The 15,930-nt window shown below is 34.7% G+C and carries 15 protein-coding genes and 1 tRNA gene; 11 read left to right on the top strand and 5 right to left on the bottom strand.

What is annotated here, in order from left to right; translation table 11 throughout:
- Nucleotide 1 precedes the first annotated feature (1 nt).
- The 5 genes from ACPF9A_RS17955 (at nt 2) to ACPF9A_RS17935 (ending at nt 5,500) form a co-directional block, all read left to right on the top strand.
- Nucleotides 2-763 (top strand): hypothetical protein, encoded by a 762-nt coding sequence (locus ACPF9A_RS17955; RefSeq protein WP_423999070.1) that lies wholly within the window; start codon nt 2-4, stop codon nt 761-763.
- 29 nt (nt 764-792) lie between these two features.
- Nucleotides 793-1,701, top strand: a complete 909-nt coding sequence (locus ACPF9A_RS17950; RefSeq protein ID WP_423999068.1) for a DUF5694 domain-containing protein — start codon at nt 793-795, stop codon at nt 1,699-1,701.
- A 50-nt stretch (nt 1,702-1,751) separates the two neighbouring features.
- Entirely contained in the window at nt 1,752-3,284 is a 1,533-nt protein-coding gene (locus ACPF9A_RS17945) for an alpha/beta hydrolase (protein WP_423999066.1), read from the top strand.
- Nucleotides 3,285-4,400: 1,116 nt separating this feature from the next.
- A complete protein-coding gene (locus ACPF9A_RS17940; RefSeq protein ID WP_423999064.1) occupies nt 4,401-4,817 on the top strand; it encodes a BfmA/BtgA family mobilization protein in 417 nt (138 codons plus the stop codon).
- Nucleotides 4,817-5,500, top strand: a complete 684-nt coding sequence (locus ACPF9A_RS17935; RefSeq protein ID WP_423999062.1) for a hypothetical protein — start codon at nt 4,817-4,819, stop codon at nt 5,498-5,500. The genes ACPF9A_RS17940 and ACPF9A_RS17935 overlap by 1 nt, the downstream gene beginning before the upstream one ends.
- Before the next feature lie 4 nt (nt 5,501-5,504).
- On the opposite strand, the gene ACPF9A_RS17930 is transcribed toward ACPF9A_RS17935, so the two are convergent.
- A complete protein-coding gene (locus ACPF9A_RS17930; protein ID WP_423999060.1) occupies nt 5,505-6,716 on the bottom strand; it encodes a site-specific integrase in 1,212 nt (403 codons plus the stop codon).
- 237 nt (nt 6,717-6,953) lie between these two features.
- A tRNA-Ser gene (locus ACPF9A_RS17925) sits at nt 6,954-7,038 on the bottom strand.
- A gap of 158 nt (nt 7,039-7,196) precedes the next feature.
- On the opposite strand from ACPF9A_RS17925, the gene ACPF9A_RS17920 reads away from it, so the two are divergent.
- The 5 genes from ACPF9A_RS17920 to ACPF9A_RS17900 all read left to right on the top strand — a co-directional run bounded on the left by ACPF9A_RS17920 (nt 7,197) and on the right by ACPF9A_RS17900 (nt 12,486).
- Nucleotides 7,197-8,204, top strand: a complete 1,008-nt coding sequence (locus ACPF9A_RS17920; protein ID WP_423999058.1) for a glycosyltransferase family 2 protein — start codon at nt 7,197-7,199, stop codon at nt 8,202-8,204.
- An 82-nt stretch (nt 8,205-8,286) separates the two neighbouring features.
- The gene (locus ACPF9A_RS17915) at nt 8,287-10,203 is read left to right on the top strand and encodes a BatA domain-containing protein (RefSeq protein WP_423999056.1); all 1,917 of its coding nucleotides are present in this window, start codon (nt 8,287-8,289) and stop codon (nt 10,201-10,203) included.
- Between the two features lie 26 nt (nt 10,204-10,229).
- The gene (locus tag ACPF9A_RS17910; RefSeq protein ID WP_423999054.1) at nt 10,230-11,489 is read left to right on the top strand and encodes a dihydroorotase; all 1,260 of its coding nucleotides are present in this window, start codon (nt 10,230-10,232) and stop codon (nt 11,487-11,489) included.
- Between the two features lie 3 nt (nt 11,490-11,492).
- Nucleotides 11,493-11,822 carry a hypothetical protein gene (locus ACPF9A_RS17905; protein WP_423999052.1) on the top strand — a complete coding sequence of 110 codons (330 nt, stop codon included), beginning with the start codon at nt 11,493-11,495 and terminating at the stop codon, nt 11,820-11,822.
- Between the two features lie 4 nt (nt 11,823-11,826).
- Nucleotides 11,827-12,486: an alpha/beta hydrolase gene (locus ACPF9A_RS17900; protein ID WP_423999050.1), complete on the top strand. Its 660-nt coding sequence runs from the start codon at nt 11,827-11,829 to the stop codon at nt 12,484-12,486.
- Here the strand turns inward: ACPF9A_RS17900 and ACPF9A_RS17895 are convergent.
- Together ACPF9A_RS17895 and ACPF9A_RS17890 are read right to left on the bottom strand one after the other, a co-directional pair.
- Complete coding sequence (locus ACPF9A_RS17895; RefSeq protein WP_423999048.1) at nt 12,483-12,977, bottom strand: hydrolase; 495 nt, start codon at nt 12,975-12,977, stop codon at nt 12,483-12,485. The genes ACPF9A_RS17900 and ACPF9A_RS17895 overlap by 4 nt on opposite strands.
- A gap of 2 nt (nt 12,978-12,979) precedes the next feature.
- Entirely contained in the window at nt 12,980-13,756 is a 777-nt protein-coding gene (locus ACPF9A_RS17890; RefSeq protein ID WP_423999046.1) for an MBL fold metallo-hydrolase, read from the bottom strand.
- Between the two features lie 170 nt (nt 13,757-13,926).
- Between ACPF9A_RS17890 and ACPF9A_RS17885 the strand changes: the two genes are divergently transcribed.
- Entirely contained in the window at nt 13,927-15,372 is a 1,446-nt protein-coding gene (locus tag ACPF9A_RS17885) for a TonB-dependent receptor (protein WP_423999044.1), read from the top strand.
- An 87-nt stretch (nt 15,373-15,459) separates the two neighbouring features.
- Here the strand turns inward: ACPF9A_RS17885 and bcp are convergent, their stop codons facing one another.
- Nucleotides 15,460-15,912 carry a thioredoxin-dependent thiol peroxidase gene (gene bcp, locus ACPF9A_RS17880; RefSeq protein WP_423999042.1) on the bottom strand — a complete coding sequence of 151 codons (453 nt, stop codon included), beginning with the start codon at nt 15,910-15,912 and terminating at the stop codon, nt 15,460-15,462.
- Nucleotides 15,913-15,930 lie beyond the last annotated feature (18 nt).

Below are 15,930 nucleotides of genomic sequence, written 5' to 3'. Positions count from 1 at the left end.
AATGAAAACACTTATAAGCTTAATAATTGTGATTTTCAGCTTTGGTATAAATTCTTTATCTGCACAAACAGTAGACTATGAAATTAAATTAACCCAACCGGATAGATCAGGTACACTAAAAATCGATGTCTATAATGCAGCTATTCAAGTCGATGGATATGAAGGTAAAGAAGTTAAATTGACAATAATAGATAATCGCAAGGGTTTTAAAAGAAAAAATGGGTCTGCGGAATCGTATTTTCGAATAATAGAGGATAACAATAACGTATCTATATTGAAAAGGGAATCAACACCTGGGCAGGTTAAAGGTCTAAAATTGGAAGTGTTAGTCCCCAAATCCTTTTCTGTTAATCTATCTACATATTTTGGTTCAGTAATAGAATTATCAGGCATTAACGGAGAAGTTGAGGCAAAAGGATATTTTACAAACCTGCTCTTAAATGGACTGAAAAAGAGTGTAGTTGCCAGCACCAATGAAGGAAACATAGTCGTAGTTTTTGATACTATTCAATTACCAGATATTCATTTTATCAGCAACTATAAAGGAAATACAGAGGTGTATTTTCCAAAAAATACTAAAGCGACTTTATTAATAGACAACTATTTTGGTAATTATGACGGCGACTTCAAACTAGAACTAGATGCTTCCAATAAAAATAACCAAAAATCAAAGTTTCTGCGCCGTAACATAGGAGGAGGAGGTAAAGAAATAACTTTAGTAAACTACTACGGAAATATAAATATCAACTCCCGAAAAGATTAACACAAATGGTAACCAATACAAATAATGTTATGAAAAAACCGATATACCTAATGCTAATTTTATTGATTTGGGGTTCCTGTAAAGAACAAATCGAAAAAGAACCAAAGGAAAAAGAAAGCTTGGAAATATCAGAAAACATTGAGAATCCAAATGAGTTTATTGGTGAACATAAAGCAAAAGCTATGGTGCTAGGCGTATTTCATTTTTCAAACCCTAACCTAGACAGCTATAAAGAAAAGTTCGAGGTAGATATATTTTCTAAAGAAAAACAGGAGGAAATAGAGAAGTTATTAATCGATTTGGCAAAATACAATCCAACTAAAATCCTATTGGAATGGGATCGGATAAAAATGGACAGCATCGCAAACGACCGATATCAAAAATATTTAAAAGGTGAATTTAGTATAGAGGATAAAAGCAATGAGGTGTATCAACTAGGTTTTAGATTGGCGAAAAAACTAGGCCACCAAAGAATTTACACCTCTGATGCATCGGCGGATTGGTTTGGCGCTGATTTGGATTGGGATAGTTTTGACGAAGATGAATATTTGAAATCGAAAGGTCAATATGAAAAGTCAAGAAGATATGATTATGATAAAATATGGGAGGTAGAGGATTCTTTAAAAACTGTCCAAACATTAAGTGAACATTTTAGATTCTTAAATGACCCCAATAGTACACTAAAATCCCATCAGCAGTATTTGACTAATGGCGTCTTAGAAGGTGCTGGTGATCTATACTTAGGGGCAGACGGAATTGCCAGATGGTATAGAAGGAATTTAAGGATTTTTTCAAACACATACGACCTTACGGAATTTTCATCGGAAGAAAGGGTTCTCCTTATATATGGCCAAGGACACGTTTGGCAATTAAGACAATTTTTTACGGATTCTCCCGACTATGATTATATCGAAATCAACGATTATTTAACGGAATAATGCGGTTTCCAACAAATTTTGAACTGGTTTATAAATTCAATACTAAAACAATGAGAACAATAATTTTAGTAACCTTAGTTCTTTTCCAAGTATGTTTTGTCAAAGGACAGACATCATTAAAAGAAATAAACCTAAAAAACGGAGCGTATAATGTAGGTTTTAAACATTATACAATGATAGATAGCACAAGACTTTATCGAATTGAACAAGACTTTAATAATCAATACATAAATAGACCAATCCCTATTAGCATTTGGTATCCAGCCGAAATTAAAAATAGTACTACTAAGCACTTAACAGTTTTGGATTATTTAGAGATTTTAAAGGAAGAGGAAGAATGGGAAAACTTACCAACCGAGTTTTTATTAGATTGGTTTCCTTACTTATGGAATACACCGAAAAACAATGCACATCTATCAGAAAAAGTATCAGCCTTCTCTGACACCGATTTTTTGGATGGAAAATTTCCTGTTATAGTTTATGCAGCAAGCTATCAAAACTCATCAATTGAAAATTTTGCATTATTCGAATATTTAGCAAGCAATGGTTTCGTAGTGATATCGAGTCCTTCAAGAGGAACAGATTCAAGATGGTTAGAAGGAGCAACTACAAAAGAAATGGAAACACAATCTAGAGATGTAGAATTTCTTTTAAAAGAAATTCATAAATACAAATCTATAGACTTCAATAGAATAGCTCTTATGGGCTTTAGTTTTAGCGGACAATCAAATGCTATAACGGTTATGAAAAACAATAACATAAGTGCATTAGTGAGCTTAGATGGAGCTGAAAGATACGATTACCCTGTATTAGAAAAATCACCATACTTTGACTTGGATAGGTTGAATATCCCCTACATCCATTTTGCTCAAAAAGAGATTCCGGAAGAAGTGCTTGTTAGTGATAAAATCCCTGCTGAATTGAATTATAAATACCAACTGTACGATTCTTTGAAATATAGTAATGCCTATAGTTACAAATTTAATGACCTATCACACTCTTATTTTAGCACCTTTGGTGTTTTATTTGCCAATAGAGATAAAAGACAAGACAAAAGTGATGCTGAAATTATGGCGTCCTATAAACTACTTTCTCAACACACCTTGCAGTTTTTAAATGCCACTTTGAAAAATGAGGAGAATGCAAAAGCATTCATTGAAAATAGTCCTGATAAAAATGGCTTCCCTGAAAATCTGCTTACAAAAAAAATGAAAAAATCACTTGAATCAGAATTTGATTATAAGGACTTCTTTGATATAGCACTCAATCAGAACTATCAAAACTTAATCCCATTATATCAAAAAACAATAAAGGAACATCCAAAACTACAACTTAAAGAATGGATGCTAAATAAAAAAGGTCAGCGATTATCGCTTAACCTTTCAAAGATGGAACAAAGTGTTAATGTTTTTTTATTGGGATTACATATCTACCCAAAGTCAGCAAATTTATATGATAGTTTAGCCCTAGCTTATTTTTACAATCAAGATTTCGAAAATGCTATTATTAACTACAAGAAGTCATTGGAATTAGATTCCGAAAATCAGAATGCAATTGATACGCTTAAAAAATTGGAGGAATAAAGCCAGTCACTAACAAAGTAAATAACATGGAGCAGTTTATGCTCTATATTCTTTATACTGCTCGTTCTCAAATATGTCTATAAGCTAATCGGAATTTGACGCCGATCCCCATAGTTTCGTAAAAGGAACCTTTTTCGGGACTGCATTTAATCTCTATAGTTTAAATAAAGGTATTACCACAAAATTGAATAGGTGTATTTAAACCCAGGTTTATTTAAACTTTTATAAATTTAAGATTATAATTTAGACAATTGGAAACAGAACCATTCAGCACATTCCCTTTCATTTCGCGAAAATCTCCATTGCAGGAGAAAGCGCTTCACTACAAAAGGTCTTAAACACAATACTGAATTTTAACTTTTTATTACGCCTGTCATTCAATTTTCTTCTTTCCGTTGTGCTGGAAAAAGATGCTACCTTACCGAGCTAAAATTCAGGATTACTTTCGCCAGAACAAGTACCACGTTGCCACTTTCTGCACAAAGGTTTAAAATTTGAGTTGGGACGAACTGCATAACCGTTCGAACGCTCACTTTTATAAGTTCTTACCCAATCTAATTTTAGATAGGGTCACAGAAAAGGTAACGGCGATGGCGCTATGGGAAGTAACTGATCATAACTGGAATGAGCGTTAATCCGTACTATTTTGCTATAAATAATAGCGGTAACCAACTGAGAACATAGCATTCCATATCAAAAGAAAAGGAAAACGCTCAAGATATAATAAGTAGCTGATCTTAACGGAAAATGAATGTTAAAATAGGGCAATACGAAACATGTAATATGAATTCGAAAAGTATTGCAAATATCTAATTGTCAATGAATTAAAATTGAATAACTTCTGTTTACTACTAAAAAATATTGATGTCCCAAGCGTATAAAATAGCTTTTCAAAAGTAGTTGAAAAGTATGGAGATCCTGAAATGAAATGAAGGAATCGAATAGCAAGAGGGTAACACGCTAAAGCGATGTTAAGTTCATTCGATTTTGCCATAAACCTAACGTTTACAGGAGTTAAAAGCGTTTCTTCAATTATTCAAATCTCTGGATTATCGCTGCTTTTTAGTAAAAACAATCGTTAACCGCCGTGAACAGGCATCAATTTTACTAAAAACTATGGATAAGGGATATGAAAAAGAAAAATTTGAAACACTAAAGATCAAAAGTTCCGTAGCCGGTCATTTTAGAAAATTTAGTAAAATGTTATCCAAGTCCCAGTCCATGACACTGCTCCTGATGATGGACTTTTTTGAAGAAAACGGAATTTCACCGACAGAGAATTTAGGACCGCGGATGGAGACCTTGGAAAACAGGATTTCTTTGCTGATAAAGAAACGCATGAACGGAATGATCGCGATACTGAAGGATATCGAAAAATCCCAGACCAAACCTACGGCGGCAATGCTCTATGCCCTCTTCGAAAAAACCGAACCGGTCAAAAAACCATTAATGGTGGAGAAAAAGTATTTCAAAGAAAAAAAACAGGTCCAGTATCAAGAAAGGAATAGGGATAATGAAATCCCTGAGAACTGATGGAAAAGGTAAATTACATCATCCACCTGAACGCCGTCTTCGAAAAATTCAACGAGGACGATAGGGTCAAACAAGGGCACATTACCTTGTACCTGGCGTTCTTCCAGAAATGGAACAGGGAGTACTTTAAAGAGACCTTGACCATAAATAGGGCATTTATAATGGAAAGAGCAAAGTTCAAATCGAAAACGACCTATCATAATTACCTGAAGGACTTAAATGACTGGGGATATCTCAACTACTTTCCATCATTTCATCCGGCAAGGGGCTCAAGAGTAAGGCTTCCCATTTTCGGGACAAGTAGTGGTACAACCTCTGGGACACTTCCACGTCAAAATTTGGCCAGCAGCGTACCGGAACCTGGCCAAAATCTGGTACCTTCTTATAAACATAAAACAAAAGAAAACTTAAATAAAATGGCAAGACCAAAAAATGGACAGGCTGTTTTAATTTTTTTTAGAGAGAATAATTGGCAGGAAACGGAAGGTAGAAAATTCTATGCCTACTATGAATCAAAAAATTGGAAACTGAGAGAAGGTCTAAACATCAAAAACTGGAAAGCGCAGGCTAAAAAGTTTGTAGAGAAGGGTATCGAAGGTAAACAAGAATTGACCACGCCAATTTCTGGCTATCTAAAAAAACTTCAGAGTAGGGTTGAAAGAAATTTTGAAGACCCACTTTAAAGATTCACATAAACTTATTTCTTAAAACTGCCATGTCTTTTCCTACTTTCATATCCAAAATCTTGGCGTAATGTTGCGTGGTTCGCAAATTCGTATGACCGAGCATTTTACTAACGGATTCTATAGGAACCCCGTTTGTAAGCGTCACCGTTGTTGCAAAGGTGTGCCTGGCTAAGTGGAAAGTCAAGTTCTTCACAATACCACAGCAATCTGCAATTTCTTTAATATACGAATTCATTTTTTGATTGCTCAGTACGGGCAGAACCAAATCTTTTTCTTTCAAAAGCTCATCATCTTCGTATTTTTCAATGATAGCCAGGGCAATGGGTAAAATAGGAATATTACTTCCAGTATCGGTTTTGGTCCGTCTGGTTTTAATCCATTTCTCGCCGTCTGAACCTATTACGATATCGGCATTGGTCAGTTTCTTAACATCTGCATAGGCTAGGCCTGTGAAACAACAAAAGACAAAGATGTCTCGTACTTGATCTAAGCGTTTTATCTTAGATTTTAAATCTATAATACGTTGAATCTCCCCTTCGGTTAAAAATTCACGCTCAACAATTTTCAACTTTCCCTTCCAATTTACAAAAGGGTCTTTATCGATCCAATCATTCGCATAAGCTATGCGAATTATTTTTTTAAAATTGGTAATATATTTAATTGCGGAGTTATGCGCACACTTACGGGTCGTTTTAAGGTAGTATTCGAAGCCTGTAATGAACTTGTGGTCCACATCTTGGACCAGAATATCATTTTTCTTGTACTTCTTCCTAATATATTCCGTGACGTGTTTTTTACAGGTGCGATAGCGTTCCGCTGTACCAGAGGAGAAACCCTTGCCTATAAGACTTTCAACTTCATCATTATGTTCCTGGAATATTTCTAGGAGCATTTTTTTTGTTTTGTCCTTGCCCAATAGTACATCGCGCATATCAGAAGCGGAATAAGAAGCTCTATCCTGTTCAAAATTCCTCTGAATCGAATAAATTCTATTTTTTATATCGCTTAAATGTCTATTGATTTCTTGAGCATCAGCAGAGTTTCCCATCACTAGTTGGGTTCGAGAGTTCCACAAGTCAAGGTGGACTTTTCGGTGGACGCTAAATTCTGACCGACGGCTGTCAAGTGTTATTCTCAGGAAGATCGTGGTCTTACCTGCAGAATTTACTTTACTTTTTTTGATGAAAAATAGAAGGGAAAGTGGACGTGACATAATTTTGAGCTTAAATTTGCTTTAATTTAATCAAAATATCACAATTCATAATAATTGTAAGAAACTTATTATCAATTATTTATGAATATCTGGTGGACCTTTTTGAATTTACTCAACCTCCACCGAATTAGCCCCTTTTAGAATGATATTATTTGATATTAAATGAAATCAATAAAAATAAAAACCCTGTAAATCAACGATTTACAGGGTTTTTGGTTCCTTTTAAAGGACTTTTCGCGGAGAAAGAGGGATTCGAACCCCCGGAGGTGTGACCCTCAACAGTTTTCAAGACTGCCGCATTCGACCACTCTGCCATTTCTCCTGAGTGCCTCATCAGGTATTCCCTGAATGCGGGTGCAAATATATAAAGGTTTTCTTATCTATTAAAGCCTTTTCGTAATTATTTTTCAACTCATTTATTTCTAAACTTTTCAAACGAAATGAAAAGGTTGAAATTCAGTTATTTATTACCTTGCCGCAATGATAAATCCGCTAGTAAGCATATTAATTCCTTTTAAGAATGTTGAATATTATTTTGAAGAATGTCTGAAATCCATCCAAAATCAGACCTATCAAAATTGGGAAGTCATTGCCGTAAATGATAATTCTAGTGACAATAGCTTGCAAATTGCAAAGCAATTTGCTGCCAAAGATGATAGATTTAAAATATTCTCTAATGATGAATCGGGCATTATAACCGCTCTCAGAAAAGCGTACACAAATAGTTCTGGTAATTTTATCTCTCGTATGGATGCCGATGACCACATGACTAAAGACCGTATTAAATTTATGGTCGATTCTTTGGTAAATGAAGGCCTAGGAACTCTCGCCGTTGGCAAGGTGAAGTATTTTTCTAAAGCAGGCGTAAACGATGGTTATGATCGCTATGAGAAATGGCTCAACAGACTAACTGCAACTGGCGAAAACTTTAAAGAAATATATAAAGAGTGTGTAATACCATCGCCCTGTTGGATGGTACATAAAGAAGACTTTGACAAATGCGGAGCGTTTAATCCAGACCGCTATCCTGAAGATTACGACCTTGCTTTTCGTTTCTATGCATACGGATTAAAATGTATACCCTGCACCACTACCCTACACTATTGGCGAGATTATGACAACAGAACATCGCGAACCAGCGAGCATTATGCACAGAATTACTTTTTAGATATAAAACTGTATTACTTTATAAAATTAGAATTAAAACTAACTGACAATTTAGTTTTGTGGGGTGCTGGTAAAAAAGGAAAAACTATTGCCAACTCTCTTATCGAAAAAAATATACCTTTTCATTGGGTTTGCGATAATGAAAAGAAAATAGGCAAAGATATTTATGGCGTACGACTTGAACACTTCAGCGTGCTTCAAAATATAGAAAACCCAAAATGTATGATTACGGTGGCCAATGATGATGATCAGATGAATATCACTGCTTTTTTTGAGGAATTGAATCTAAAATCGGCTGTAGATTATTTCTTCTTTTGCTAACAAATCTTCATAAAAATAATAGTTGCAATCTCACAGGCTTCTAATTTCAAAATAATTATCTTTGGCATAAGCAAAATCAGGAATGCAATTTAAATATCCAGAACTTCTTTGGGGTCTTTTACTACTACTCATTCCGATTATCATTCACCTTTTTCAATTACGTCGATTTAAGAAAACGCCGTTTACAAACGTAAAGTTCTTAAAACAAGTAGTTTCCGAATCTAGAAAAAGCAGCACATTAAAAAAGTGGTTATTACTTTTTACTAGAATGGGATTATTAGCAGCTTTAGTAATAGCATTTGCTCAGCCATTTATTGCCAATAATGCAGCACTTCAAGAAAAAGAAACTGTTTTCTACATAGACGATTCTTTTAGTATGAACGGGCAAATTGAAAACGGCAATCTCTTTAAAAACACGATACAAGATTTCATAAAGTATATACCCAACGACCAGCGTTTTACCCTTTTCACCAATAAGCAAGTTTTTAAAGATGTGGAGGTCAAAGATATTCAGAACGAATTATTGAATCTTACCGTGGCTGTAGACCAACTGGGCATTAACGAAATTATTTTAAAAGGAAATACCTATTTCAACGATAATGCCGCATCTCAAAAAAACCTAGTGGTTATTTCAGATTTTCAACAACGAATGGGAGACCTTAGCGAGGTCGATTCAACAAGTAACATCAATATTCAGTACATAAAACCGTCTAAAGTAACTATCAAGAATACAAGCATTGATTCAGTTTTTATTGCCGAACGTACAAATGATAATATTGAATTGGTTGCACTACTATCGACCAACGCTAATGATGAAACTATACCGGTTTCATTATTCAACGACAACAAACTTATAGCCAAAACGGCTGCAAAATTTAATGGTAGTGGTACGGCTGAAGTCCGGTTTACGATTAACGCCAATGTTATTATTTTAGGCAAGGTCACCATTACAGATACCGGCTTGGATTATGACAACCAATTCTTCTTTAATATAGATCAGAAATCGAAAATTAAAGTATTGGCAATTGGCAGCTCATCGGCAAATTTCTTATCTCGAATTTATACCGAAGATGATTTCGATTTTACCGCAAGTACTTTAGAAAGGTTAAACTACAGTACTATAGAGAATCAAGATCTGGTACTATTGAACGAGGTTCAAAAAATACCCAGTTCACTTGTTACCGCTCTTAAATCTTTGAGTAAAAATGGTGGCAGTTTCGTATTGATTCCTTCAGTTGATGGGGATTTGGCTTCTTATAATGAATTAGCATCCGCATATTTCAATAGCAAATTTTTAAGCGGAATACCCCAAGAAATTGCTATATCCGAAGTAAAAATAGAACATCCGTTGTTTACAAACGTGTTTGATAAGAAGGTCTCCCATTTTCAATTTCCTAACGTAAAAAAGTATTTTAAAATAAACTCTAAAGCACCGACAGCGCTTTCTTTTCAGAATAAAGAGCCTTTTTTAATAGGGAATAAAAATGGGTATTTCTTTACGGCAGCAATAAGTAGCGATAATTCAAACTTCAAAAATTCACCTTTAATAGTTCCTGCCTTTTACAATATGGGTATGAACAGTTTAAAGCTACCGCCACTATATGCAACTATTGGCACTGACGTTGAAATAGAATTACCGACCACCTTACAGCAAGATGATATTATTAAAATTGCTAACGAAACAAATGAATTTATACCGCAACAGCGTGTACTCCCAAAAAAAGTACAGCTTAATTTTATAGAGAACCCGAAAGAGGCTGGCATCTATAAAATTATGCATAATGAGAAAATCATTAGAAACATCAGCTTTAATAACAATAGAAAAGAGAGTGCTTTAACATACACTCCTTTACCCGAAAACAACAGCAACACATCACTATCGAATTTCTTTTTAGAAAGTCAAAAAAACAATGCCATAAACGAGTTTTGGAAATGGTTTGCTATTTTAGCATTGGCATTTGTTTTCATTGAAACGGTACTTCAAAGATTCTTAAAATAAACTAGTAACGAACCAACTATAACCCAATGAATATACTTCTAAAATCAGTTACGATAGTAAATGAGAACACAAAGAACCTTCATTTAAAGAAGCGCGATATTCTTATTAAAAACGGAGTTATAGATGCTATTGAAACCAACATTGAGCCTAGCAGTAAAACAAAAGTTATCGATATAAAAAATTTACATGTTTCTTTAGGATGGTTCGATAGCGGCGTTAGTTTTGGCGAGCCTGGTTATGAAGAAAGAGAGACTATAGAAAATGGATTATTAACGGCTGCCAAAAGCGGATTTACAGATGTCATTTTAAATACCAGTAGCCACCCAACACCAGATTCATCTTCTGATATTGTTTATTTAAAAAGTGCCGCCAAGGATCAGTTAACGAGCTTGCACCCTCTAGGCAACCTAACCGTAAAAGGTGAAGGTGAAGTACTCGCAGAGCTTTATGATATGAAGAATGCAGGTGCGTTAGGGTTTTATGACTATAAGCACCCAATGTCAAATGCCAACCTTTTAAAAATTGCCTTGCAGTATGCTCAAAATTTTGAGGCATTGGTATTTTCTTTTCCGATGGACAAAAGCATATCTGGTAAAGGCATCGTTAATGAAGGTATTTCAAGCACCAAATTAGGTTTAAAAGGAATACCTGCCCTAGCGGAAGAATTACAGATAGCAAGAGATTTATTTATACTTGAATACACTGGCGGAAAATTGTTTATACCTACTATTTCTACGGCTAGCTCGGTAAAACTGATTGCTGACGCCAAGAAGAAAGGATTACAAGTTTACTGCAGTGTTGCTGCTCACAACCTTGTTATTACAGATACTGCCCTTGAAGATTTTGATACACAATATAAAGTAATGCCACCGTTGAGAACGGCAGCCGACACCAAGGCTTTACAGAAAGGATTAAAAAGTGGCACTATCGATTTTGTAACCTCTGACCATACACCTTTGAACATTGAATTGAAGCATGTGGAGTTTGACAATGCAGATTTCGGAAGCATAGGTCTAGAAAGTACATTCGGTATGCTAAACCAATTATTTGGTCATGAAGGTGCTATTGGCTTACTTACAAAAGGAAGGTCACTTTTTGGAATAAACGAGCCAGAATTAAAGGTTGGGCAACCAGCAAATCTTTCGCTTTTTACTACAGATGATGAGTACAAATTTTCAGAAGATCAGATCTTTAGCTCCAGTAAAAACTCCATCGCAATTGACGAACAAATGAAAGGCAAAGTAGTAGGTACCATTGCGAACAACCAAATAGTTTTAAACGCTTAAGTAATGGAAGAAAATTCTAACATACCCGGAAAAACAACCGCCATTGTGGCCTACCTTACAATTGTAGGAGCACTAATTGCGATTAGTATGAATTCTGAACCAAAAGACAAATTCGCCCGATTTCATACAAGACAGGCATTCGGACTTCACATTATCTTTATTGGTTTTGCTATATTAAACGCGCAATGGGGTAATGAATATGGCTTTTACGGTCTATACATATTCTATATTGTACTTTGGTTTTATGCCTTTTTAGGCCTATTGGCAAACAAAGAACAAGAAGTTCCCGTTTTGGGACCTTACTTTCAAAAATGGTTTACTTTCATAAAATAAAATAATGACAACAGCCCCCCTATCTTTAGAACACATTATTAGACCTTCTAGCCTAACCGATAAAAAACCACCAGTACTTTTTATGTTACATGGTTACGGCAGCAATGAAGAAGATTTATTTTCTTTCGCACCAGAACTGCCAGAAGAACTATGTATTATCGCCGTTCGTGCGCCTTATATTTTGCAACCTTATGGGTATGCTTGGTATGCCATTAATTTTGATGATGACAAAGGAAAATGGAGCGATGATGACCAAGCTATTGAATCTCGTGACAAAATCAAGAATTTCATTAATGAAGCCTGTTCTACGTATGGTTTGGATGAAAACAATGTAAATTTATTAGGATTCAGTCAAGGCACCATTCTTAGTTATGCTGTGGCATTGTCATATCCTGAAAAAGTGAAGAATATTATCGCTTTAAGCGGATATATTAATGAAGATATTCTGATTGATTCTTATAAAGATAATAATTTCGAGAACCTTAATTTTTATTGTTCTCATGGCGATATGGACCAAGTGATACCGTTAGATTGGGCAAGAAAATCCCCTGAAATACTGCAATCTTTAGGTATTAAACATGTATATGAAGAGTTTCCTGCAGGGCATGGTGTTGCACCGCAGAACTTCTACTCCCTGAAAAAATGGATTTCAGATAAAATCTAGTTACTACGCGTATATAAAAGGTGATCTATCAAGGTAAAATCTATTCCAAGGTCATCTTTTAATTCATATTTGATCAATAATTCTCCCCAATATTTACCATCAGAAAAGTCGGTAAGTATCCATTTATGGTTCAATACTTTTATTTTATTGATCTTAAATTCGCTCTGCATTCCCTCATAAGGCACTAATGGGTTATCCCCTTTTTGGGCATTCGTTTCCAATAATTTATCGGCAATGTATGCTGCAGGATTTTTTAGATCTAAATGTTCGAAATAAGCAAGTGCATCGTCATTGTTCTCTAAAGAGAAATACTGCATATCAAGTACCTTCAAAGAAGATTTCTGAACCGAGTCTTTCAAATTTTCAACTTTACTCTCTAGTCTTGTAATTGTTTTGGCATTTGCTTTAGTCATATTGCCACTGCTTACCACTAGGTATAAACAGATTAAGGATACAAATAGAAATAAGTAAAGGTATATTTTGCTCTTCATAGTTAAATAGTAATTGTTAAATTATCGTATGCCAAATGTACATTTTTCGGAAGCCTTTTTTCCACTTCATCGTGAAAACCAAGCAAGTGGCTTATATGTGTAAAATATGCTTTATCTGGGTTTACCTCATTAATAAAGGCTATAGCTTCTTCTAAATTGAAATGAGAAATATGTGGCTCTAATCTGAGTGCATTGACCACTACCACCTTAGACCCTTTTATTTTTTCTATCTCTTTGGGTTCAATAAATTTTACATCGGTCAAGTAAGTAAAATCTCCTAACCTAAAGCCGAAGACCTGAAGTTCGTTATGCAAGACATTAATCGGTGTAACCTCACTATTACCGATCTTAAATGACTCGTTATTCTTAATTAAATTGATATCGACCGTAGGTGCGCCCGGGTACTTGTTCTTTTCTTGAAATATATACGCAAAACGGGTTTTTAAAGACTCCACCACCCTTTTATGTGCGTAAATGGGAATATTACCCTGTCTAAAGAAAAAAGGACGTATATCATCAAGCCCTGCAGTATGGTCAGAATGTTCATGGGTATATAAGATTCCATCTAAATGTCGAACATTATGGGTAATCATTTGTTGGCGAAAATCTGGTCCGCAATCAATAACAAAGTTATAATCATCCCAAGAAAGTAAAACAGAGACCCGTAGTCTTTTATCCTTTGGGTTATCACTTAAACATACAGGGTGTGTACTACCAATTATTGGAATACCTTGAGAAGTTCCAGTTCCTAAAAATGTAACACGTAAATTGTCAATCATGTGCTACAAATTTAATTCCTTTTTAATAAAAATGGCAATTGAAAATTATAAGATTACTGTATTTAAAAGGGAATAAAAACAATAACCGAAAGTTATTCCATTTTTTTGTGGCTATTGCCCTTTGTAACAACCATTCTTTATAACTTTGTTCAAAGCTAAACAGGTAAAAAATGGCATCGGTATTAAAAAGAGATAGTGTTTTTGAAAATATTCCCTCTATTAAAGCAAAAACCCTTCGTATAAATCTGAATCCGGATATATACGGAACCTTCGCAGAAATTGGCGCCGGACAAGAGACCGCACGTCATTTCTTTAGATCGGGTGGTGCCTCAGGTACTATTGCAAAAGCAATGAGTGCTTACGACAAAGATTTTAGTGATGCAATTTATGGTATTGAGACAGATGGGCGATATGTAACCCAAGCTCGATTAAAAACCATGCTTGACTATGAGATGCAATTGATGGAAGAGCGTATTAGTCGCGAAAACCACCCTGACAGATTGTTCTTTTCATACGCGAATACAGTAGCGACCATAGATTTCTCTAAACGCTACAAAGGTCATGGTTGGATAGGTATTCGTTATCAATTAGATCCAAAGCAGAAAGAATATGATGAAATAATCTTACATATTCGTTTTAAACAGAACGAGGCAAGATTGCAGCAAGAAACACTTGGTATTCTTGGGGTAAACCTTATTTATGGAGCTTTCTATAAATATGACAAACCGAAAAAAATGTTGAAATATCTATATGACCATATAGATAAAGACACCTTAGAGATTGATATGATCAATTTCTCTGGACCAAATTTCAAAGAGGTCGATAACCGTTTAATGAGTTTGCAACTTATTAAAAATGACATGACAGATGCCGTCATGTTCGGTCCTGATGGCAACAACTTACTACCTGCAGCTATACTTTACAAAAAGAATATTTTGGCGTTACGTGGTAGTTTTAGACCCGTTACCAAAGTAAATTTAGATATGTTTGAAAAGTCGTATGACATTTTCATTCGTGATAAAGGTGTTGATCAAAATAATACTATTGTAATATTCGAGATCACACTTTCGAACTTAAAAGCATCAGGAGAAATTGATGAACAAGATTTCATGGACAGGGCAGAATTACTATGCTCACTAGGGCATTCAGTAATGATTTCTAAGTTTCAAGAATATTATAAATTGGTAGAATACTTTAACAATTATACCAAAAACAGAATTGGCTTGACCATGGGTGTTAATAACCTGGTAGATATTTTCGATGAAAAATATTACCGTCACTTAAGTGGTGGTATACTAGAAGCTTTCGGTAAATTATTCTTTAAAGATTTACAGGTGTATCTATACCCAATGAAGAACCCAGACACTGGTCAGATTATGACAAGTAATAATGTTAAGGTTCACCCACGTATGAAAGAACTATACAAGTTCTTTAAGTACAACGGTAAGGTTATGGACATTATAGACTACGAACCAGAAGTCATGCATATTTTCTCTAGAGATGTTCTTAAGAAATTAATGAACAATGACGAAGGATGGGAAAAAATGCTACCAGAAGGTATTGCCGAAATCATTAAGAAAAAACAATTATTTACAAGAAAACCAGAAGAAGAATAGCCAATTTAAATAATTGATTATCAAATTATTATATATTAAAAACGCCCATTCTAAATGGGCGTTTTTTTATTCTAAAGAAGCGTAATTCTAGTCTAATAATTGAGCTGCATGATCTTTGGTCTTCACCTTATCGATCACTTTCACCACTACCCCATCACCATCTATTACAAAAGTTTTTCTATGGATGCCATCATACTCACGACCCATAAATTTCTTTAATCCCCATACACCAAAAGCATTAAGTACGGTATGATCTTCATCTGCCAATAAAGGAAATGGAAAGTCATATTTCTCTTTAAATTTTGCCTGGCTTTTTTCAGAATCGGCACTTACACCTAAAAGTTCATACCCTTCAGATTGTAATTCTTTATAATTATCCCTTAAATTACAAGCCTCGGCTGTACAACCAGGTGTGTTGGCTTTAGGGTAGAAAAAAACAATTAATTTTTTACCTGTATAGTCTTTTAAAGAAATGGTATTACCATCTTGATCTTTAGCAGAAAACGAAGGAACTTTATCACCAACTTTTAACGTATTCATACATGAAGTTTTATAAAT

The sequence above is a fragment of the Maribacter sp. IgM3_T14_3 genome (assembly GCF_049603095.1).
Taxonomy (GTDB): Bacteria; Bacteroidota; Bacteroidia; order Flavobacteriales; family Flavobacteriaceae; genus Maribacter.
This window is presented reverse-complemented; position numbering and strand designations above follow the sequence as displayed.